The organism is Streptomyces sp. NPDC058157, assembly GCF_042884105.1.
Taxonomy (GTDB): Bacteria; Actinomycetota; Actinomycetes; order Streptomycetales; family Streptomycetaceae; genus Streptomyces.
Genome location: NZ_JBHVUQ010000002.1, coordinates 1 through 19,886, shown reverse-complemented (window position 1 = coordinate 19,886; position 19,886 = coordinate 1). Strand labels below are relative to the sequence as shown.

The 19,886-nt window shown below is 72.4% G+C and carries 19 protein-coding genes, 1 tRNA gene and 1 pseudogene; 16 read left to right on the top strand and 5 right to left on the bottom strand.

The window, feature by feature from the left end; translation table 11 throughout:
• Positions 1-81 precede the first annotated feature (81 nt).
• Positions 82-642 carry a hypothetical protein gene (locus tag ACFVXK_RS00840; protein ID WP_389609057.1) on the top strand — a complete coding sequence of 187 codons (561 nt, stop codon included), beginning with the start codon at positions 82-84 and terminating at the stop codon, positions 640-642.
• Between the two features lie 213 nt (positions 643-855).
• Here ACFVXK_RS00840 and ACFVXK_RS00835 read toward each other — a convergent pair whose 3' ends face one another.
• The 3 genes from ACFVXK_RS00835 to ACFVXK_RS00825 form a co-directional block, all read right to left on the bottom strand.
• Positions 856-1,830, bottom strand: coding sequence for a DUF5926 family protein (locus tag ACFVXK_RS00835; protein WP_389609055.1), 975 nt, complete (start codon positions 1,828-1,830; stop codon positions 856-858).
• Positions 1,831-2,080: 250 nt separating this feature from the next.
• A complete protein-coding gene (locus ACFVXK_RS00830) occupies positions 2,081-2,683 on the bottom strand; it encodes an ATP-binding protein (protein ID WP_389609053.1) in 603 nt (200 codons plus the stop codon).
• An 85-nt stretch (positions 2,684-2,768) separates the two neighbouring features.
• Positions 2,769-3,569, bottom strand: a complete 801-nt coding sequence (locus ACFVXK_RS00825; RefSeq protein ID WP_389609052.1) for a glycerophosphodiester phosphodiesterase — start codon at positions 3,567-3,569, stop codon at positions 2,769-2,771.
• A 266-nt stretch (positions 3,570-3,835) separates the two neighbouring features.
• Between ACFVXK_RS00825 and ACFVXK_RS00820 the strand changes: the two genes are divergently transcribed.
• The 15 genes from ACFVXK_RS00820 (at position 3,836) to ACFVXK_RS00750 (ending at position 17,969) form a co-directional block, all read left to right on the top strand.
• Complete coding sequence (locus ACFVXK_RS00820; protein ID WP_389609050.1) at positions 3,836-5,329, top strand: S1C family serine protease; 1,494 nt, start codon at positions 3,836-3,838, stop codon at positions 5,327-5,329.
• Between the two features lie 109 nt (positions 5,330-5,438).
• Positions 5,439-6,344, top strand: a complete 906-nt coding sequence (locus ACFVXK_RS00815; RefSeq protein ID WP_358891548.1) for a LysR substrate-binding domain-containing protein — start codon at positions 5,439-5,441, stop codon at positions 6,342-6,344.
• A 102-nt stretch (positions 6,345-6,446) separates the two neighbouring features.
• Complete coding sequence (locus ACFVXK_RS00810; protein WP_389609048.1) at positions 6,447-6,995, top strand: cysteine dioxygenase; 549 nt, start codon at positions 6,447-6,449, stop codon at positions 6,993-6,995.
• Entirely contained in the window at positions 6,995-8,041 is a 1,047-nt protein-coding gene (locus ACFVXK_RS00805; RefSeq protein WP_389609046.1) for a YeiH family protein, read from the top strand. Before ACFVXK_RS00810 ends, ACFVXK_RS00805 begins: the two co-directional genes overlap by 1 nt.
• Positions 8,042-8,236: 195 nt before the next feature.
• Positions 8,237-9,175, top strand: a complete 939-nt coding sequence (locus ACFVXK_RS00800) for a trypsin-like serine peptidase (RefSeq protein ID WP_389609044.1) — start codon at positions 8,237-8,239, stop codon at positions 9,173-9,175.
• A gap of 76 nt (positions 9,176-9,251) precedes the next feature.
• Positions 9,252-9,336: transfer RNA gene (locus ACFVXK_RS00795), tRNA-Ser, on the top strand.
• Between the two features lie 189 nt (positions 9,337-9,525).
• Positions 9,526-9,852 (top strand): DUF6344 domain-containing protein, encoded by a 327-nt coding sequence (locus ACFVXK_RS00790; RefSeq protein WP_389609042.1) that lies wholly within the window; start codon positions 9,526-9,528, stop codon positions 9,850-9,852.
• Positions 9,853-10,238: 386 nt separating this feature from the next.
• The gene (locus tag ACFVXK_RS00785; RefSeq protein WP_358891572.1) at positions 10,239-10,550 is read left to right on the top strand and encodes a hypothetical protein; all 312 of its coding nucleotides are present in this window, start codon (positions 10,239-10,241) and stop codon (positions 10,548-10,550) included.
• A gap of 191 nt (positions 10,551-10,741) precedes the next feature.
• Complete coding sequence (locus ACFVXK_RS00780; RefSeq protein ID WP_389609190.1) at positions 10,742-11,896, top strand: acyl-CoA dehydrogenase family protein; 1,155 nt, start codon at positions 10,742-10,744, stop codon at positions 11,894-11,896.
• Positions 11,893-12,834 carry a bifunctional MaoC family dehydratase N-terminal/OB-fold nucleic acid binding domain-containing protein gene (locus ACFVXK_RS00775; RefSeq protein ID WP_389609040.1) on the top strand — a complete coding sequence of 314 codons (942 nt, stop codon included), beginning with the start codon at positions 11,893-11,895 and terminating at the stop codon, positions 12,832-12,834. Before ACFVXK_RS00780 ends, ACFVXK_RS00775 begins: the two co-directional genes overlap by 4 nt.
• Position 12,835: 1 nt before the next feature.
• Positions 12,836-13,909 (top strand): acyl-CoA dehydrogenase family protein, encoded by a 1,074-nt coding sequence (locus tag ACFVXK_RS00770; protein ID WP_389609038.1) that lies wholly within the window; start codon positions 12,836-12,838, stop codon positions 13,907-13,909.
• Entirely contained in the window at positions 13,906-14,295 is a 390-nt protein-coding gene (locus tag ACFVXK_RS00765; protein WP_389609036.1) for a MaoC family dehydratase, read from the top strand. Before ACFVXK_RS00770 ends, ACFVXK_RS00765 begins: the two co-directional genes overlap by 4 nt.
• Positions 14,292-15,458, top strand: coding sequence for a lipid-transfer protein (locus ACFVXK_RS00760; protein WP_389609034.1), 1,167 nt, complete (start codon positions 14,292-14,294; stop codon positions 15,456-15,458). The genes ACFVXK_RS00765 and ACFVXK_RS00760 overlap by 4 nt, the downstream gene beginning before the upstream one ends.
• A 133-nt stretch (positions 15,459-15,591) precedes the next feature.
• Positions 15,592-16,125 (top strand): SigE family RNA polymerase sigma factor, encoded by a 534-nt coding sequence (locus ACFVXK_RS00755; protein ID WP_389609032.1) that lies wholly within the window; start codon positions 15,592-15,594, stop codon positions 16,123-16,125.
• Between the two features lie 194 nt (positions 16,126-16,319).
• Complete coding sequence (locus tag ACFVXK_RS00750; RefSeq protein ID WP_389609030.1) at positions 16,320-17,969, top strand: long-chain fatty acid--CoA ligase; 1,650 nt, start codon at positions 16,320-16,322, stop codon at positions 17,967-17,969.
• 27 nt (positions 17,970-17,996) lie between these two features.
• Here ACFVXK_RS00750 and ACFVXK_RS00745 read toward each other — a convergent pair whose 3' ends face one another.
• A complete protein-coding gene (locus ACFVXK_RS00745) occupies positions 17,997-18,572 on the bottom strand; it encodes an antibiotic biosynthesis monooxygenase (protein WP_389609028.1) in 576 nt (191 codons plus the stop codon).
• A 13-nt stretch (positions 18,573-18,585) separates the two neighbouring features.
• Positions 18,586-19,886, bottom strand: a pseudogene (locus ACFVXK_RS00740) (hypothetical protein); the annotation flags it as partial.

Below are 19,886 nucleotides of genomic sequence, written 5' to 3'. Positions count from 1 at the left end.
CGGGTGTCAGCACATCGAGTTTCCAAGGGAATTGGGCGCGGGGATCTCCGCGCCCCTTTCCCGCATCGCTATCTTCGGCGAATGAATCTCCGCCTCATCGGTATCGGCGCCGGTGTGCTGATCATCTTGTCGCTTCCCCTGGCCGGAGCGATCGCCGGGCCGGATTTCGCCGGTCGGAGCGACGGAAAAAGCGGGGGACTGCTCACCTCGCTCGGCCTTTCCCACTCCTCCCGCACGACGGACGGTGCGCGGCCCGCCACCGGCCCCGCGGAGCCGGGCCCGCCCGAGCAGCCCCGCACCGACTCCCGCTGCGGTCCCGAACTCTCCGCTCCGCAGGGCCTGGAGGCGCAGACGTGCGTGCTGGCGAGCGAGGGGCGCACCTGGGGCCGGAGCTACTACCGCAACACCAGCGGCCGCGCGCTGGACGCCGTGCTCACGGTGATGGGCCCGGCGGGGCGGACGGTACAGATCCGCTGCGCCGTGGCGGCGGGGGACGAACCGGGGCTGTGCGAGACGCCCCGGGGGGAGTCCGCGGGGGCGCCGGACGCCTACTCGGCCGTAGCGGAGTTTGCAGTTCCGGATGATGAAGGGCGGCTGCTGCTGCGGTCCGGGAGCAACTCACCGGCACCGGCGGGCGGTTGAGCGCCGCCGAAAGACAGAGGCCCGGTCGCTGGCGACGGGGGATGCACCAGCGACCGGGCTACAAGAACGGTAACAAGAGATCGCCTGTTCGCAAATTCGATCTCTGATATTCAGACATCGATTTGCAGGCGATTAGCGGGAGTTGTGACACCGGTCACCGGACCCGCGCACGAGCGTGTGCCGCACGCGGGCCACTCCTGCGCCGGGCGTGCGTCAGCTCAGCGTCACCTGGCGGTTGGTGAGGCCGCCACGCGCCCGGCGCTCCTCGGCGGTCAGCGGGGTGTCGGTGGCGAGGGCCGTGGCCAGGCGTTCCGCGAGCTCGGCGGCGGGCTTCTCCACGTCTTCGGCGGTGACCCCGGTGGGCAGGTCCCAGACGGGGACCATCAGGCCGTGGGCGCGGAAGGAGCCGACGAGCTTGGTGCCCTCGCCGAGGGAGGAGGTGCCCGCCGCGTGCAGCCGCGCGAGCGCGTCCAGCAGCTTCTCCTCCGCGTGCGGCATGACCCAGCGCAGGTGGTTCTTGTCCGGGGTCTCGCACCAGTAGGCCGCGTCCACGCCCGTGAGCTTGACGGTCGGGATGGCGGCGGCGTTGGCGCGCTCCAGGGAGGCGGCGATCTCCGGGGAGGCGTTCTGGGCGCCGTCCGCTTCCGGAATCCAGAATTCGAAGCCGCTGTGCACAACCGGCTCGAAAACGCCGTCCAGGGCGAGGAGATCCTGAAGTCGGGGGCCCTCGGCCGGCACGCGGCGGGCCGGAACCGGGTTGCCCGGCTCGATGGCGATCGCGCGCTCCAGGGTGTCGGCCATGTCGCGGGCCAGGTCGCCGGAGCTCGACTCGTTCTGCAGGCCGAGCAGGACGGAGCCGTCCTCGCGCCGGAGGGCCGGCCAGGCCATGGGCAGCACGGTCACCAGCGTGACGGACGGGACGCCCTCGGGCAGGCCGTCCTTGAGGGTCAGCGGGACGGTGGCCGCGGGGACGAGCTCGCGCAGCGCCACCCAGTCGCACTCGCCCGGCAGCCCCTCGAAGGGGCGCCGCACGTGCTCGGTGACGGCGTGCGCGGCGGCCGCGCCGTGACAGGCCTTGTAACGCCGCCCCGAGCCGCACGGGCAGGGCTCGCGCGCGCCCACCACCGGGATCTCCCCGTTGTCGAGCTGCGGCTTCGCGGTCTTCGCGGCGGGGCGCTTCTTGGCCATCGTGGGTGTCTCCCGGTTGCGGCGGTACGGCGGTGTCTCTGGGCGCGAGCCTAGCCGTTCGTACCGCCGGAACCGGTGGGGTGCGGCCGGGAGCACGGTCGGCGTGCGCTCCCGGGAGGCCGTGTGTGCGGACGGCCGGTGCCGCTGGTCCCGGCCACTGGCGGGCGCCGCCTGCGCCGGTGCCGCTCGCGCCGGTGCCTCTTGCGCCGGTGCCGCCTGCGCCGGTGCCTTTTGCGCCGGCGCCGGACCGTCAGGCGTCGAGATCGTCGAAAGCGGAGGCGAAGTCGATCGCCGGGGGAGCGACGCGCGTAGCGAAATCGTCGTGCCGGGGCCCCTTGGCGACGATCACCCACACGGTGACCTCGCCCGCCGCCCCGTCCCGGACTCCCCAGTCCTGGGCCAGCGCGCTGATGATGTTCAGCCCGCGGCCCCCGTGCGCGGTGACCGAGGGCGTGGCCGGGACCGGGCGGGTCGGGCCGCCGCCGTCCGTGACCTCGACGGTCAGCCGTCCCGCCTTGTCGACGCGCCACGCGGCGCGTATCTCGCCGTCACCGACGTCCCGGGCGCCCAGCGGCCGGCCGTGTCGGCAGGCATTGCTGAGGAGTTCGGAAAGGATCAGTACGGCATCGTCCACGACCGATTCGGACACCCCGCTGATGCGCAGCTGCTCGCGCATCCGGTGCCTCGCCTCGCCCACGCCCGCAGGACCATGGCGAATGTCCATGCACGACGACGTGGGCACTTCCTGTGCCATCACCAACGCCACCCCCGGAACCTCCTTAGCCCCACGCCATGGTCTGGATGCCCCAATGGCCTGGACCGGAAACCGCCGGCAGACACCCCTCTGACGCATTCATGACCAACGAATGCGGACCGGATGCGCCGGGGCACACCCTGTCACGGCGGGGGTTCCTGGGGCTGGTGTGCAAAACGGGACGTCAGCGCCCGAGTTGTGACAGAACCTGGCGCGGTCTGTTCGTGATGATCGCTTCTACACCCAGATCAGCGCATAGCTGAACATCATCCGGTTCGTTCACGGTCCATACGTGTACGGAGTGGCCCGCGGCCTGGAGCTTGCGGATGAAGCCGGGATGGTTGCGCACGATCCGCATGGCGGGCCCCGCGATCCGCACGCCCGCGGGCAGTCGGCCGTCGCGCATCCGGGGCGAGATGAACTGCATCAGGTACACGGTCGGGACCGTCGGGGCGGCCGCCCGTACCCGGTGCAGGGAGCGTGCCGAGAAGCTCATGACCCGGACGGGGTGGGGGCCCTCCGCGGGCGGGGCGTCCAGCCCGAAGCGCTTGAGGAGGAAGAGCAGGCGCTCCTCCACCTGTCCGGCCCAGCGGGTGGGGTGTTTCGTCTCGATCGCCAGCTGTACGGGCCGGCCGGCGTCGGCCACCAGTTCCAGCAGCCGCTCCAGGGTGAGCACGGAGGTCCGCTCCGGGTCCGCGTCCCAGTCGGGGGACTCCTCGCGGTCCTTCCAGGAGCCGAAGTCGAGGGCGGCCAGTTCCGCCAGCTCCAGGGCCGAGACGGCGCCCCGGCCGTTGGAGGTGCGGTTCACACGGCGGTCGTGGACCAGTACCAGATGGCCGTCGGCGGTCAGCCGGATGTCGCATTCGAGGGCGTCGGCGCCGTCTTGGATGGCCTTCCGGTAGGCGGCCAGGGTGTGCTCGGGAGCATCCTCCGAGGCGCCGCGGTGGGCGACGACCTGGATGGGGTGCGGCGTAGCGTGGGTCACCCGGTCATGGTGCCACCGAGGAGTACCCGCGTGGCGGGTGACTCCTGGAGGTCTGTCCTATATGTCGGATATAAAGGGAGGCGGTAGACGCACAGGTCCGGCTTACAGTGCTCTGACGGGTCATGGGAAAGGCTTCACCCTGGAACTTCTGCGGCGCGTCGAACGTTCAGTCGGACCGATGCCCGGACGGTATCGGGGCGGTATCGCCTGATATTTCCAACAGCCGTGTTGGCCGTGTAAGCCGTGTGTGACGAGGAGAGAGCGCTGTGAGCACCGAGAACGAGGGCACCGCGGCCCCGACACCCCCCGCGGCCCCGTCCGCACCTCCCGTGCCGGTGGCCGCCTCCACACCCGAACCGGCCGCGCCGGCGCCCCAGGACGCTCCGGCTCCGGGCGCCGAGCACACCCAGCAGCTCCCTCCCACGCCGCCGGCGCCCCCCGCCGCGCCCCCGGCGTACGGCCACGAGCAGGCCCCGGCCGCCCCGCCGGTGCCCCCCGCCCAGCCGGCGGCACCCGCCGCGGCCCCGTACGGCGCGGAGGTCTGGCCCCCGCCGCCTCCGGCCGTTCCCTCGTACGGCGGAGGCCAGGGCGGCGGCGCCTGGGGCGTGCCGCTCACCGCCGAGGGCGCACCGCAGCCCAAGCCGAAGGGCCGGGGCGGTCTGATCGCGGCGGTCCTCGTGGCGGCCCTGCTCGCGGGCGGCGTGGGTGGCGGTGTCGGCTACTGGGCCGCCCAGCGCGACCACGGCGGCTCCGGCTCGACCACCATCAGCGCGCCCAACACCCCCAAGGACCTCAAGCGGGACGCGGGCTCCGTCGCCGGGCTCGCCGCCGCAGCACTGCCCAGCGTCGTCACCATCGAGGCCTCGGCCGGGGACGGCGAGGGCGGCACCGGTACCGGGTTCGTCTACGACGAGCAGGGCCACATCCTCACCAACAACCACGTGGTGGCCTCCGCCGCCAACGGCGGCAAGCTCTCCGCCACCTTCTCCGACGGCAAGAAGTACGAGGCCGAGGTCGTGGGCCGGGCCCAGGGCTACGACGTGGCCGTCATCAAGCTGAAGAACCCGCCGGCCAACCTCAAGCCGCTGGCGCTCGGCGACTCGGACAAGGTCGCGGTCGGCGACCCGACCATCGCGATCGGTGCCCCCTTCGGCCTGTCCAACACGGTCACCACCGGCATCGTCAGCGCGAAGAACCGTCCCGTGGCCTCCGGTGACGGCTCCGGCGGCAAGAACTCGTACATGAGCGCGCTGCAGACGGACGCCTCCATCAACCCCGGCAACTCCGGCGGTCCGCTGCTCGACGGCCGCGGCGCGGTCATCGGCATCAACTCCGCGATCCAGTCCGCCGGCAACGGGGGCTTCGGCGGCGGACAGGCAGGCTCGATCGGCCTCGGCTTCGCGATCCCGATCAACCAGGCCAAGAACGTGGCCAAGTCGCTGATCGACACGGGCAAGCCGGTCTACCCGGTGATCTCCGTCTCCGTGGACCTCCAGGCCAAGACCGACGGCGCCAAGATCTCCGAGCAGGGCGCCCCGGCCAACGAGCTGGTCGACCCGAACGGCCCGGCCGGCAAGGCGGGCCTCAAGCCCGGCGACATCATCACCGAGTTCGGCGGTAAGCAGGTCGACAGCGGCCCGACCCTGATCAGCCTGATCTGGACGTACAAGCCGGGCGACACCGTGAAGCTGACCTACCTGCGCGGCGGCAAGCCGAACACGGTCGACATCACGCTCGGCTCGCGGGTCGGCGACAAGTAGCCCGGGCCGCGAGCCGGCGGGGGAACGCCGCTCGACGGTGACTTGATGTGAGGGGCCGTGGCCGGGAATCCGCCTACGGCCCCTCCCAACATCCGCTTATGCTTCGCTGGTGTTCGATTCACGGCACATACGGACATTCCACGAAGTGGTGGCCGCGGGCTCGTACTCGGCCGCCGCTCGCGTTCTGGGCTACACCCAGCCCGCGATCACCCAGCAGATGAAGGCGCTCGAACGCGCCGTCGGCACACCGCTGTTCACCCGGGTGGGCCGGAAGATGAAGCTCACCGAGGCCGGGGAGTCGCTGGCCCGGCACGCCGAGTCGATCCTCGGCAGCCTCTCGGCCGCCGAGGCCCAGCTGAAGGCGTACACGAGGCTGCGCACCGGTCGGGTGCGGGTCTGCGGATTCCCCAGCGCCAACGTCACCCTGGTCCCGGAGGCCCTCAGCGGCCTCGCCAAGGACCACCCCGGAGTCCAAGTGGAGCTCCTCGAAGGGGAGCCCCCCGAGTCCCTGCGCAGGCTCCAGCGCGGCGAGTGCGACATCACCCTGGCCTTCACCTACCCAGGGCTGCACGAGGAGGTCCCCGAGGAGGTCGCCGAGGTCAGGCTGCTGGAGGACCAGCTGACGGTGCTGCTGCCGACCGGCCACCCGCTCGCCCGGCGACGGGCGGTGCACCTGGCGGACCTCGCCGAGGAGCAGTGGATCGCGGGCTGCCCGCGCTGCCGGGCGAACCTGCTGCACGAGTGCGCCGAGCTGGGCTTCGTGCCCGACATCCGCTTCGCCACGGACGACAACCTCGTGGTCCAGAGCCTGGTCGCGCAGGGGCTGGGCGTGGCGATGATGCCCGCGCTGGTCCTGCCCTCGCTCTCACTGAGCCGGGTCTGCGGCCGGGTGCTGGAGCCCGCCGCCCGCCGCCACATCGCCGCGTACGTCTACCGCGACCACCTGCGGATCCCGGCGACGGCCGTGGTCCTGGACGAGCTGAAGCGCGTGGCCTCGAACCGCGTCGGCTGCTGAGCCCAGGGCAGGTGCCCATCACCCCGATCCATAAGCAGGAGTTGGGATTTCAGGTCATAACTGTCGTTGGACGTGATGAATCGGCCGTCGGACGCTGCTCCTATGACCACCACCACGCCGGCCCGCACGACCACGAGGATGGCCGCCCTCGTCAGTGAGATCCGAACGGTCGTGGACCGGGGGCTGGCCCCCGACCTGACCGCCTACCTCGTCGGCGAGCGTCTCGCCCCGCACCTCGGGGCGTCCGACCTCCTGACCGCGGAACAGCAGGAGGGCGATCCGGACCACTACCGGCAGCACATCCTGCACGCCGAGGCGGACGGCAGCTTCTCGGTGGTCGCCCTGGTCTGGATGCCCGGTCAGGAGACCTGCATCCACGACCACGTGTCGTGGTGCGTGGCCGGTGTGCACCAGGGCGAGGAGAGCGAGCGCCGCTACCGGCTCGCCCCCGGTCCGGACGCCGCGCGGCTGGTGGCCACCGAGGACGTGGTCAACGCCCAGGGCGAGGTCTGCGGCTTCGCCCCGCCCGGAGACATCCACCGGGTGCGCAACTCCTGTACCGGCAAGGCGATATCGATCCACATCTACGGGGCGGACGTCTCCCGCCTGGGCAGCAGCATCCGCCGCGTCTACACGCTCCCCGTCGACTGATGGCCCTCCTCCACCGCCCGCAGACCGAGGCGGCACCCGTTGTTTCACGTGAAACACCCACCTCCTGGCCGGGCTTGGGCCTGGCGGCCGCCGGCGCCCTGGTGGCCTGGTGCGTGCACCGGCTGGTGCCCGGCATCCCGATGCTGACCGCCTCGGTGGTACTCGGGATCGCCGTGGCCCACGTCCCCGGAGTACGGACCGTCGTCCGCGGACCGGCCCGCCCGGGCCTCTCCCTGGCCGGGCGGCGGCTGATGCGGATCGGCATCGTGCTGCTGGGCCTGGGGCTCGGCCTGGACCAGGTGGTCCGGCTGGGCTGGGCGACGGTGGCCATGGTGACCGCGGTGGTCGCGGCAACGTTCTTCGGCACGGTCTGGCTGGGCCGCCGCCTCGGGCTCCCCGGAGACCAGCCCCTGCTGATCGCCACCGGGTACTCCATCTGCGGGGCCTCGGCGATCGGCGCCGTGAGCGAGGTGTCCGGGAGCGACGAGGAGGACGTGGCCGCCTCGGTGGCCCTCGTCACGCTCTGCGGGACCCTCGCCATCGCCGTACTGCCCTTGCTTCAGGGCCCCTTGGGCCTCTCCGACCTGTCCTTCGGCCGCTGGGTGGGCGCCAGCGTCCATGACGTCGGCCAGGTGGTGGCGACCGCCCAGACCGCCGGCCCCGGCGCGCTCGGCGAGGCCGTGCTGGTCAAGCTGATGCGGGTGGCCCTGCTGGCCCCCCTGGTGGCGGCCGTGGCCTTCTCCATGCGGGCCCGGCGGCGCGGGGTGCGCACCTCCTCCGGGAAGCGTCCGGCGCCGGTGCCCCTGTTCGTCCTCGGGTTCCTGGCGGCGGCCGCGCTGCGTGCGACGGGCCTGCTGCCCCACCTGGCCCTGGACTGGGCGCACACGGCCCAGGAGGCCCTGCTGGCCGCCGCCCTGTTCGGTCTGGGCAGCGCCGTCCACCTGCCGACCCTGGCCCGCACCGGTGGGCGCGCAGCCCTGCTGGGCCTCGGGGCCTGGGTGGTGGTGGCGGGCGTCTCCTACGCCGGGGTGCTGGTGACCACGTGACGGCCCGACCCGGGGGGAGTTGGCCATTTCCTGGCCGGAACCGACCGAACGTCCGGACCGCCCCCTGACTTCTCGGGCCCCCCGTGCGAACCTGCCCGCGCAAGCAGCACAGCCGCACAGCCGATCCGCACCGACAACTCTTCACCCCACCCTGCCCGGCTCCGTCCGGTCCGGGCACGGCAGAAGGAGTCCTGCGTGAATCGTCATCGCACGGCGCTGTCCATCCTCCTCGCCGCCGGCACCCTGCTCGCAGGCGCCCTGACGGCGGCCTCTCCCTCGGCGGCCGCACAGGCGCCGTTCTCGTTCAGGCCGCTGCAGACCCCTGGCTTCTGGACGGCCGAGCGGATGCGCCAGGCCACCCCGCTCGACGTGACGGCCGCCCCGGGCGGGACGCGGCCGCTCCCCGCGCCGGCGGCCCCGCCGACCCGGGTGGCCCCGACCTCCCCCACGGCGTTCCCGCAGGCCGGCGGCGCCTGGACGGGCGGCGGGACGGTCGTGAGGACCTCGGGCCGGGTGTTCTTCACCTTCCAGGGCCGCACGGCTTCCTGCTCGGGCGACTCCATCACCAGCCAGAACGGCAGCACGGTCATCACGGCCGGGCACTGCGTGAAGTACCAGGGCGCCTGGCACACCAACTGGATCTTCGTCCCCGGCTACGACAACGGCAACGCCCCGTACGGCCAGTGGGCGGCCACCAAAACCCTCGCCACCGACCAGTGGGCGGCGAGCGAGGACATGAACATGGACGTCGGCCTCGCGGTCGTCGCCCCGCAGAACGGACGGACGCTCAGCCAGGCCGTCGGGGCGCAGGGCATCCTGTTCAACGGCGGCTACAACAAGAAGATGTACTCCTTCGGCTTCCCGGCGGCCGCGCCCTACGACGGCACCAAGCTCGTCTACTGCGGAGCCAACACGGGCAAGGACTTCCTGCTCACCAAGGACCACAGCATGTCCTGCAACATGACCGGCGGCTCCAGCGGCGGCCCCTGGTTCCAGGACTTCGACGAGTCGACGGGCCTGGGCACCCAGGTCTCGGTGAACAGCTTCGGCTACAACTTCCTGCCCAACACCATGTTCGGCCCGTACTTCGGCCCGGAAGCCAAGGCCGCCTACGACAAGGCCCAGACGTCCTGACACCCGGACACCCCGACCCCGCCACGGGCAACTCCCACCCCACCCACCCCCACATCCCGGTACTCTGTACCGGCCAGGTGGGTTGCCCGAGCGGCCTAAGGGAACGGTCTTGAAAACCGTCGTGGCGCGAGTCACCGTGGGTTCAAATCCCACACCCACCGCAATGGAACGGCCCCTGACCAGGATCCCTGGTCAGGGGCCGTTCCGCGTGCGGGGGCCGGGGCTTGGTCCTTCCGGGTGGTGTTTGTCAGAAGATCGGCGCGCGTGGTGGGGGTCGTGCGGTTGCGGTCGCATCATGACGAATGTATTCAGATCCGCCCATCGGGACATCGGGAATCGAGGCGTTCGTCATGACCCACCGCACCACCGCCACCTCGCTCTGGACCTCGTTCCTGTCCCTGCTCGTGGCGCTCCTCGGAGCTCTCGGCCTGGTGGGCAAGCCGGCTCCGGCGGGTGTCGTGACGGCCGCGGCGGCCACTCCTTCGGCTCCCGTCGCGCGGCGGGCCGTCCCGGTTGCGCGGCGGACGTGGCGGGCGATGATGCGGGGCGGCGCGCTGCCTCCGACGATCAAGCAGCGGATCCGGGCCGAGGCCCACGGCAAGAGCCCGTCGGTGCGCCGTTCCGCGACCGCAGCCGCGCTCGCCCCTGACCGGGATCAGGTCGCACTCGCCGCGTAGCGGGGGCTTGCTCCGGCGGATTCCGGGGGCGCGCGGGGGGCGTGAAGCTTGGTACGGCAGGGCCGCAGGGCCGGGAGACGGTGGGGTTCCCGGACGGAGCGGCCCTTTTCGGCATGTCCGGGTCGAGTCGGTTTGGCGGAACGATTCCTCTGCCGCGTCGCACGGGATTCCCCCGTGACCAGAGCGATGAGTTGGGGCAGCAGGGGCGCACACCGTGTTTATCCCTTGTTGGTCATGCTTGCGGGGGAATAGCAGGCTGCGGGGTGGTTCGCCGGGGATTCGGTGGGCAACTCTGGATTCGCGACGTCGTCAGCACCACCAACGACCGAGGCGGTCGGCCAACTGCCTTGGGATGAACCCGACTTCGGTTTTCTGGAGGACTCAGAATGGCAAGCATCCGTACCGCCCGCGTCATCGCCGCCGTCGCCTCGCTCCCCCTCGCCGCCGCCCTGTTCGGCGGGGTCGCGGCGGCCGACAACGGCTCGTTCGCGAACGACGGATCGAATGCGAGCGTCGCCAGCGTCATCGGCAGTGGCGTCGGCGGCAACAACCACGGCAACTCCTCCACCTCCCAGCAGGTGGCCACCGGCGCCGGCGCGTCGAACCAGAACAACACCGCCCAGGTCAACGGCTCGGCCTACACGGCGATCCACCAGGCCAACTCCAACGTGGCGGTGAACTTCTTCCCGTGGTGGTAGGGGCCTCCTGAACCGCGCAGACCGCTGAGGGCGCCCGTACGACCGGACCGGCTGGGGTCCGGTAGTGCGGGCGCCCTCCCGCGCGCGGGGCTCCGTACGGCCATCGCCGCGCCTCCCGACCTTGACATCCCCGGTAAATCTGACGGACAGTCAGGTTCACTCGTCCGATGCGAAGCCGGGAGGCCAGCGCCGTGCACCTCGCTCCGTCCGAAGGGCAGTCACGGCTACGCGCCGAACTGCGCGAGTACTTCCGGGACCTGCTGCCCGACGGGGTCCCCGACGACCCGGCGGCCCAGCGCGCCCTGCTGCGCCGGATCGGCGACGACGGCCTGCTCGGCCTGGGCTGGCCCGTCGAGTACGGAGGCCAGGGCCGCGGCCCCGACGAGCAGTTCGTCTTCTTCGACGAGGCCTACCGGGCCGGGGCCCCCGTCTCCATGGTCACCCTCAACACCGTCGGCCCCACCCTGATGAAATACGGCACCCCGGAGCAGAAGGACCGGTTCCTCCCCGGCATCCTCCGCGGCGAGACCGTCTTCGCCATCGGCTACTCGGAGCCCGAGGCCGGCACCGACCTCGCCGCCCTGCGCACCCGCGCCGTCCGCGACGGGAGCGGCGACTGGGTGATCGACGGGCAGAAGATCTTCACCTCCAACGCCCAGAACGCCGACTGGATCTGGCTCGCCTGCCGCACCGACCCGCAGGCCCCCAAACACAAGGGCATCTCCATCATCCTGGTGCCCACCGACAGCCCCGGCTTCTCCTGGACCCCGATCGACACCGTCGGAGGCCTCACGACCACGGCCACGTACTACGACGGCGTCCGGGTCCCCGCCGGCCACCTCGTAGGCCCCGAGAACGGCGGCTGGGGCCTGATCACCAACCAGCTCAACCACGAACGCGTCGCCCTCGCCGCCATCGGCATGCAGGCCGAGGACTTCTACGAGGCCGCCCGCGCCCACGCCCGCACCCCCGACCCCGTCACCGGAGAACGCCCGGCCGACCGTCCCTGGGTCCGGGCGAGGCTCGCCGAAGCCCACGCCCGGCTGGCCGCCGTGCGCCTGCTCAACTGGCGGCTCGTCCAGGACGTCGGCGCGGGCACCCTGGCGCCCGGCGACGCCAGCGGAGTGAAGTTCCTCGGCACCGAGTCCGCCGTCGAGGTGTACCGGATCTGCCAGGAAGTGGTCGGCGAGGAGGCCCTCGTCCGCGGACCGCAGGCCTTCCTCGGCGGCGAGCTGGAGCGGATGAACCGGGCGGCCCAGATCAACACCTTCGGCGGCGGGGTCAGCGAGGTCCAGCGCGAGATCGTCGCCATGATGCGGCTCGGCATGAAGGGGAGGAAGCGATGACCGCGGGGAAGACGGCCGCCGACGCGGAGGCGGAGGAGGAACTGCTGCGGCGGCTCAAGTCCTTCGAGGGCCGGCCCGCCGCCACCGCGGCCCGCGCCAAGGACCCCGTCAACGAGCCCATGATCCGTCACTGGTGCGAGGCCATGGGCGACACCAACCCCGCCTACACCGGGCCCGGCGCCACGGCCCCGCCCACCATGCTCCAGGCCTGGACGATGGGCGGCCTCTCCGGACATACCAGCCGCGCCACCGCACACGACGAACTCTTCGCGCTGCTCGACGCCGCGGGCTGCACCTCGGTGGTCGCCACCGATTGCGAACAGGAGTACCTGCGCCCGCTGCGCCCCGGGGACACCGTCACCTTCGACGCCGTGATCGAGTCGGTCTCCCCGCGCAAGACGACCAAACTGGGCAGCGGCCACTTCGTCACGACCCGGATGGACGTCCACGCCAACGGCGAGCTCGCCGGGACGCACCGCTTCCGCATCCTCAAGTACGCCCCGGTCGCCAAACGGCCGCCGAAGCCAGAGGCGGCGGGGCCCCGGCGGCCGCGCCCCGTGGTCAACCGCGACAACCAGGGCTTCTGGGACGGAGTCAGGGAGCACAAGCTGCTGATCCAGCGCTGCACCGCCTGCGCGACCCTGCGCTTCCCCTGGCTGCCCGGCTGCAACGCCTGCTCCTCCCCCGACTGGGACACCGTCGAGGCGAGCGGCGCCGGCACCGTCTTCTCGTACGTCGTCATGCACCACCCCCCCTTCCCGGCCTTCGACCCGCCCTACGCGGTCGCCCTGGTCGAGCTGGCCGAAGGGGTTCGTGTGATCGGCAACATCACCGGGGTCCCCTACGACAAGGTCCGCATCGGCCTTCCCGTCCGGCTGGAGTTCCTCCGCGTCGACGACGCCCTCGAACTCCCCGTCTTCCGCGCAGAGGCGGGCTGACATGGACTTCCACCCCACCGAGGAACAGGCCGCCGCGGCGGCCCTGGCCGCCCGGATCTTCGACGACCTCGCCACCCACGAACGCCTCGCCGCGGCCGGCACCGGCAGCGACGCCGAACTGTGGAAGGCCCTGACCACCGCCGGCCTGACCGCCGCCGTGGAAGAGGTGGGCCTCCTCGGCCTGGTCCTCCTCCTGGAGGAACAGGGCCGCACCACCGCCCAGGTGCCCTACGCCGCCACCTGCGCCTACGGGATCCTTCCCGTGGCCGCCCACGGCAGCCCCGCACAGCGTGACCGCCTGCTGCCCGCCCTCGGCTCCGGCGAGGCCGTCGCCACCGGCGCCTTCCCCGAGCGCCGGTCGGTCACCGCCACAGCGGAGGGCCGCCTGACCGGCACCGTCCCCGCCGTCCCGTGGCTGCGGGACGCCACCCACGTCCTGGTCCCGGACCGCGACCGGGCCCTGTGGCTCGTGCCGACGGACGGGCCCGGCGTCGGGACGCGGCCGGTGGAGACGACCGCCCCCTGGTCGGCGGGCCGCCTCACCCTGACCGGCGCCCCGGCCGAACGGCTCGGCGGCCCGGACGCCCACGACGCGGTACTGGCCGCCGCCCGCACCGCCTTCGCCGGGCTCCAGGCGGGCGTCTGCGCGGGCTCGCTCGCCCGCGCCGTCGAGTACACCTCGACCCGCGAGCAGTTCGGCCGCCCGCTGTCCACGAACCAGGGCGTCATGCTCCGCGCGGCCGACGCTCACATGGACACCGAAGCCATCCGGGTGACCGCGTACGAGGCGGCCTGGCGGATCGACGAAGGGCTCCCGGCACGCGAACACGCCCTCACGGCGGCCTGGTGGGCCTCCGAGGCGGGCAAACGCGTCGTCCACGCGGGCCAGCACCTGCACGGCGGCACGGGCGCCGACCTGGACCACCCCGTCCACCGGCACTTCCTGTGGGGGCGGCAGCTCGACGCCTACCTGGGCTGCGGCAGCGAGCTGCTGTCCGAGCTGGGCGCCCTCATATCCGAGGGCGAGACCCCGGACGGGGAGCGAGACGCGGAGCAAGAGGGGGAGGACGCATGAACGTCGGCGACGCGCTGCCGCCGCTGGAGATCCCGGTCACCCGCACCCTGATCGTCGCGGGCGCCATCGCCTCCCGCGACTACCAGGACGTGCACCACGACGCGGAACTCGCCCGCGAGAAGGGCTCTCCGGACATCTTCATGAACATCCTGACCACGAACGGCCTCGTCGGTCGCTACATCACCGACCACCTCGGACCGCACGCCGTCCTGCGCAAGGTGGCCATCCGCCTGGGCGCCCCCAACTACCCGGGCGACACCATGACCCTCACCGGCACCGTCACCGCCCTCGACGGGGACACCGCCGAGATCCGGGTCGTCGGCGCCAACCGGCTCGGCCACCACGTCACCGGCACCGTCACCGTCACGCTGGGGGTCGGGGCATGAGCGTCCGCCTCCGCGACGACCTGGGCGGCCGCGCCGCCATCGCCGGCATCGGCGCGACCGAGTTCTCGAAGGACTCCGGCCGCAGCGAGCTCAAACTCGCCGTCGAGGCGGTGCACGCCGCCCTCGACGACGCCGGGCTCACCCCCGGCGACGTCGATGGCATGGTCACCTTCACGATGGACACCAGCCCCGAGATCACCGTCGCCCAGGCCGCCGGCATCGGGGAGCTCTCCTTCTTCTCCCGCATCCACTACGGAGGCGGCGCGGCCTGCGCCACCGTCCAGCAAGCAGCCCTCGCCGTCGCCACCGGGGTCGCCGAGGTGGTCGTCTGCTACCGCGCCTTCAACGAACGCTCCGGCCGCCGCTTCGGCTCCGGCGTCCAGCAGCGCGAGCCCTCGGCCGAGGGAGCGGCCCTCGGCTGGTCCCTGCCCTGGGGGCTGCTGACCCCGGCCTCCTGGGTGGCCATGGCCGCGCAACGCTACCTCCACGCCTACAACCTGACCCCCGAGGCCTTCGGCCACGTCGCCGTCACGGGCCGCGGGTACGCCGCGAACAACCCCGCCGCCTACTTCCACGGCAAACCCATCACCCTCGCCGACCACGCTGCCTCCCGCTGGATCGTGGAACCGCTGCGGCTGCTGGACTGCTGCCAGGAGACCGACGGCGGGCAGGCCCTCGTCGTCACCACGGCCGAGCGGGCCCGCGACCTGCGCCACGCGCCCGCCGTGATCACCGCCGCCGCCCAGGGCGCCGGCCGCCGCCAGGAAGGGATGACCTCCTTCTACCGCGACGGCCTCACCGGGCTCCCCGAGATGGACGTGGTCGCCCGGCAGCTCTGGCGCACCAGCGGGCTGCAGCCCTCGGACATCGACGTGGGCATCCTCTACGACCACTTCACCCCCTTCGTCCTGATGCAGCTGGAGTCGTTCGGCTTCTGCGGACCCGGTGAGGCCGCCGACTTCACGGCCGCCGCCGCCCTCCCGCTCAACACTCACGGAGGCCAGCTCGGGGAGGCCTACCTGCACGGCATGAACGGCATCGCCGAAGCCGTCCGCCAGCTGCGCGGCACCTCCGTCAACCAGGTCCCGGGGGCCGAGCACGTCCTCGTCACGGCCGGCACCGGCGTGCCGACCTCCGGTCTGGTCCTGGGCACCGACGCCTGACTCCGGTCCTGGTCGCGCGTCCCTCCTCCACCTACAGGAGGTGGGGCGCGGCCGGACCGTACAACCTGAGGGGGACCCGGCTTCGGCACCTGCGGGCGATTCCAGGCGCGGGCCGCGCTCCTAGCGTGGAGCCATGACCACGCCTGTGTGCACGCTCGCCTCGAACCCGACGCCGTACCCGTCGTTCTCGGCGTACGTCCGGACCCGTGGCACGGCCCTGATGCGCACCGCGCGCTCCCTGACCGCCAACCCGTGCGACGCCGAGGACCTGCTCCAGACCGCCCTCGCCAAGACCTACGTCGCCTGGGAGCGGATCGAGGACCACCGGGCCCTGGACGGCTACGTCCGCCGGGCCCTGGTCAACACCCGCACCTCGCAATGGCGCAAGCGCAAGGTCGACGAGTTCGTCTGCGAGGAGCTCCCCGAGACCGAGGAGCAGTCCTGCGCCGACCCCGCAGAGGCGCAGGTGCTGCGCGACGCCATGTGGCGGGCGGTGACCCGGCTGCCCGACCGCCAGCGGGCCATGGTCGTCCTGCGGTACTACGAGGACCTGAGCGAGGCGCAGACGGCCGAGCTGCTCGGGGTCTCGGTGGGCACGGTCAAGAGCGCCGTCTCGCGGGCCCTGGTCAAGCTCCGCGAGGATCCGGAGCTCATCCCGGTCCGCTGAGACGTCCGCGGAGGCGTCCGCTGAGACGTCCGCGGAGACGTGTTTCACGTGAAACATCGGCCAGAGAACGGCCCCGGACAGTGATCGACCAGCCTGTTTGTACTCCCGGGTAGTGACATGCCGACCGGTACGTGCGCAGAATCGGCAGCATCCGACAGCCGCCGCAGCGCCGCAGCGCTCACCGGGAGGACGCTTTGCTGAGCACCATGCAGGATGTACCGCTGCTGATCTCGCGGATCCTGGCCCACGGGTCGACGATTCACGGAGACTCCCAGGTCACGACCTGGACCGGCGAGGCCGAGCCGCACCGGCGCAGCTTCGCCGAGATCGGCGTCCGCGCCGCGCAGCTCGCGCACGGCCTGCGCGACGGACTCGGAGTCCGGCAGGACGAGCGGGTCGCGACGCTCATGTGGAACAACTCCGAGCATGTCGAGGCGTACTTCGCGATCCCGTCCATGGGCGCGGTCCTGCACACGCTCAACCTGAGGCTGCCCCCCGAGCAGCTGGTCTTCATCGTCAACCACGCGGCGGACCGGGTGGTGCTGGTCAACGGCACCCTGCTGCCGCTGCTGGCGCCGTTGCTGCCGCACCTGCCGACCGTCGAGCACGTCGTCGTCGTGGGCATCGGCGACCGCTCCGCCCTCGAGGGGCTCGACGTCCAGGTGCACGAGTACGAGGAGCTCCTGGAAGGCCGCCCCGCGCACTACGACTGGCCCGAGCTGGACGAGCGCCAGGCCGCGGCCATGTGCTACACCTCCGGCACCACGGGGGAGCCCAAGGGCGTCGTGTACTCCCACCGCTCGGTCTACCTGCACTCCATGCAGGTCAACATGACCGAGTCGATGGGCCTCACCGACCACGACACCAGCCTGATCGTCGTGCCGCAGTTCCACGTGAACGCCTGGGGCCTGCCGCACGCCACCTTCATGACCGGCATCAACATGCTGATGCCGGACCGCTTCCTGCAGCCCGCGCCGCTCGCCGAGATGATCGAGCGGGAGAAGCCCACGCACGCGGCGGCCGTCCCCACCATCTGGCAGGGGCTGCTCGCCGAGGTGACCGCGCACCCGCGTGACCTGAGCTCGATGAAGCAGGTCACCATCGGCGGCGCCGCCTGTCCGCCCTCCCTGATGGAGGCCTACGACAAGCTCGGCGTCCGCCTCTGCCACGCCTGGGGCATGACGGAGACCTCGCCGCTGGGCACCATGGCGCACCCGCCGGCCGGGCTCACGGCCGAGGAGGAGTGGCCCTACCGCGTCACCCAGGGCCGCTTCCCGGCCGGGGTCGAGGCCCGTCTCATCGGCCCCGCCGGAGACGTGCTGCCGTGGGACGGGGAGTCGGCGGGCGAGCTGGAGGTCCGCGGCAACTGGATTGCCGGCGCCTACTACGGCGGCGCCTCCGGCGAAGCCCTGCGGCCCGAGGACAAGTTCAGCGCCGACGGCTGGCTGAAGACCGGGGACGTAGGTGTGATCAGTGCCGCCGGCTTCCTCACCCTCACCGACCGGGCCAAGGACGTCATCAAGTCCGGTGGCGAGTGGATCTCCAGCGTCGAGCTGGAGAACGCGCTCATGGCCCACCCGGAGGTCGCCGAGGCGGCCGTCGTCGCCGTCCCCGACGAGAAGTGGGGCGAGCGCCCGCTGGCCACCGTCGTCCTCAAGGAGGGGGCCACGGCCGACTACGAGGGACTGCGCGCTTTCCTCGCCCGGTCGATCGCCAAGTGGCAGCTGCCGGAACGCTGGACGATCGTCGAGGCGGTGCCGAAGACCAGTGTCGGCAAGTTCGACAAGAAGGTGATCCGCAAGCAGTACGCCGACGGTGACCTGGACGTCACCACCCTCGCGTAGGGGCCGGTACGGCGGACCTGCCGCCCGTCAGCCGCGTGTCAGCCACGGACGCAGCAGCCGGCTGACGGCGGGCATGGCCACGTAGGTCATCAGGGTGCTGAAGACGGCCGCGAAGGCGGCCGTCCGCAGCACGAAGTTCAGGTTCACCAGGTACGGCCCGAGCACCGCGTTGCCCAGCAGCGAGATCGGGAAGATGGCCAGCCCGGAGCTGATCGCCATCTTCCACCGCGGCGGCGCGGGCCGGGTCGTGCCCGGCTTCGCGAACCAGGTCTCCATGCCCTGGAGCTCACGCCGGGCTATCTCGGTGTGGTGGTGGCCCTCGCAGTTGGCGAACCACCCGGCCCGTTCCGGCGACTCCTGCCACCGGGCGAGCGCTTCCTGGTCGCGGAAGCGGTGGACGAGGAACCAGGGCGCGCCCTCGGCGGCGGGCCGGAACAGCCCGTAGCCGAGGTGGTCCGGGAACCGTGCGGCGGTCTCCAGGATGCCGCGCGCCCAGCTCTCGAACGCCTCCTCGTAGCCCGGCTCCACCTGCCGCGCGATGAGCAGGCTCACCTCTCCGTTGTCGGCGGGGACGCTGTGCTCGGTCGTGTCGGTGATGGCCATCGGACCAGGATGGCTAGTTGGTGCCGATCTTGGCCAGGAGGTCCACGATGCGGCCCTGCACGTCCGCGGTCGTCGACCGTTCGGCGAGGAACAGCACGCTCTCCCCGGAGGCCAGCCGCGGCCGGTCGCCCGGCTGGATGCCGGTGGCCGTGTAGACGACCAGCGGGGTGCGGTTGAGCTGCCCGTTGGCGCGCAGCCAGTCCACGATCCCGGCCCGCCGGCGCCGGACCTGCATGAGGTCCATGACCACCAGGTTGGGCCGCATCCGGGTCGCCAGCTCCACGGCGTCGGTGTCCGCGCCCGCCCGTCCGACCTGGAGGCCGCGCCGCTCCAGCGCGGCCGTCAGGGCGGTGGCGACCTCGTCGTGCTCCTCGATCAGCAGCACGCGGGACGGGTGCTGCTCGCTGTCGCGCGGGGCGAGCGCCTTGAGCAGGACGGCCGGATCGGCCCCGTACGCCGCCTCGCGCGTGGCGTGCCCCAGCCCGGCCGTGACCAGGACGGGAACCTCGGCGGCCATCGCGGCCTGGCGCAGGGACTGCAGCGCCGTCCGGGTGATCGGGCCGGTCAGCGGGTCGACGAACAGCGCCGCGGGGAAGGCCGCGATCTGCGCGTCCACCTCCTCGCGGGAGTGCACGATCACCGGGCGGTAGCCACGGTCGCTGAGAGCCTGCTGCGTCTGGGGGTCCGGGGCCGGCCACACCAGCAGCCGGCGCGGGTTGTCCAGCGGCTCGGGCGGCAGCTCGTCGTCCACGGGACGCGGCACGGGACGGTTGACCACCTCGACCGCGCCGCCGGGCCCGTCGAGGGGCTCGGGGCCCTCGGCGGCACCCGCCTCGGGGGCTCCTATGGCGAAGGCCCGCCCCTGGGGCGCGGGTTCGGCGAGCCTGCGGCGCCGGCCGGAACCGGATCCGCCGGGACCGGCCGTGCCCGGGTCGACGGCGATGCCCTGGCCCAGGGTGCCGAGCGCGCGCACGCTGATCGGCTGGCCGCTCGTCTGGGTGTCCCCGGACTGCCGGGCACCGGGTACGGACGCCGCCGCGGCCTCCGCGTCCTCCGGTGCGGTGCGGGCCGCCGGAACGGGCCAGGCGGGGGTCGGGGGCAGCGCACGGCGCCGCCCGGTCGGCAGCGCGGGCTCCTCACCCGAGGCGGCCGGGGGCTGCGGGTCGGGCGACGCGGGTGAGCCGAGCACGCGGCGCGCACGGCGTCCGCCCGCGCCGTCGGTGTCGGTCTCGCCGGAGCCGCCCGGAGCGGCCGGGGTCGGTCCGGCGGGCAGCGCGAAGCCGCCCTCGGGCGCGATGGGCCGGGGCGCGGCGG

Bases quoted from the DNA above. Each gene is read 5' to 3' on its own strand.
- ACFVXK_RS00840 (WP_389609057.1), top strand. From the start codon at position 82: ATGAATCTCCGCCTCATCGGTATCGGCGCCGGTGTGCTGATCATCTTG.
- ACFVXK_RS00835 (WP_389609055.1), bottom strand. From the start codon at position 1,830: ATGGCCAAGAAGCGCCCCGCCGCGAAGACCGCGAAGCCGCAGCTCGAC.
- ACFVXK_RS00830 (WP_389609053.1), bottom strand. From the start codon at position 2,683: ATGCGTCAGAGGGGTGTCTGCCGGCGGTTTCCGGTCCAGGCCATTGGG.
- ACFVXK_RS00810 (WP_389609048.1), top strand. From the start codon at position 6,447: ATGACCACCACCACGCCGGCCCGCACGACCACGAGGATGGCCGCCCTC.
- ACFVXK_RS00805 (WP_389609046.1), top strand. From the start codon at position 6,995: ATGGCCCTCCTCCACCGCCCGCAGACCGAGGCGGCACCCGTTGTTTCA.
- ACFVXK_RS00790 (WP_389609042.1), top strand. From the start codon at position 9,526: ATGACCCACCGCACCACCGCCACCTCGCTCTGGACCTCGTTCCTGTCC.
- ACFVXK_RS00785 (WP_358891572.1), top strand. From the start codon at position 10,239: ATGGCAAGCATCCGTACCGCCCGCGTCATCGCCGCCGTCGCCTCGCTC.
- ACFVXK_RS00775 (WP_389609040.1), top strand. From the start codon at position 11,893: ATGACCGCGGGGAAGACGGCCGCCGACGCGGAGGCGGAGGAGGAACTG.
- ACFVXK_RS00770 (WP_389609038.1), top strand. From the start codon at position 12,836: ATGGACTTCCACCCCACCGAGGAACAGGCCGCCGCGGCGGCCCTGGCC.
- ACFVXK_RS00765 (WP_389609036.1), top strand. From the start codon at position 13,906: ATGAACGTCGGCGACGCGCTGCCGCCGCTGGAGATCCCGGTCACCCGC.
- ACFVXK_RS00760 (WP_389609034.1), top strand. From the start codon at position 14,292: ATGAGCGTCCGCCTCCGCGACGACCTGGGCGGCCGCGCCGCCATCGCC.
- ACFVXK_RS00755 (WP_389609032.1), top strand. From the start codon at position 15,592: ATGACCACGCCTGTGTGCACGCTCGCCTCGAACCCGACGCCGTACCCG.
- ACFVXK_RS00745 (WP_389609028.1), bottom strand. From the start codon at position 18,572: ATGGCCATCACCGACACGACCGAGCACAGCGTCCCCGCCGACAACGGA.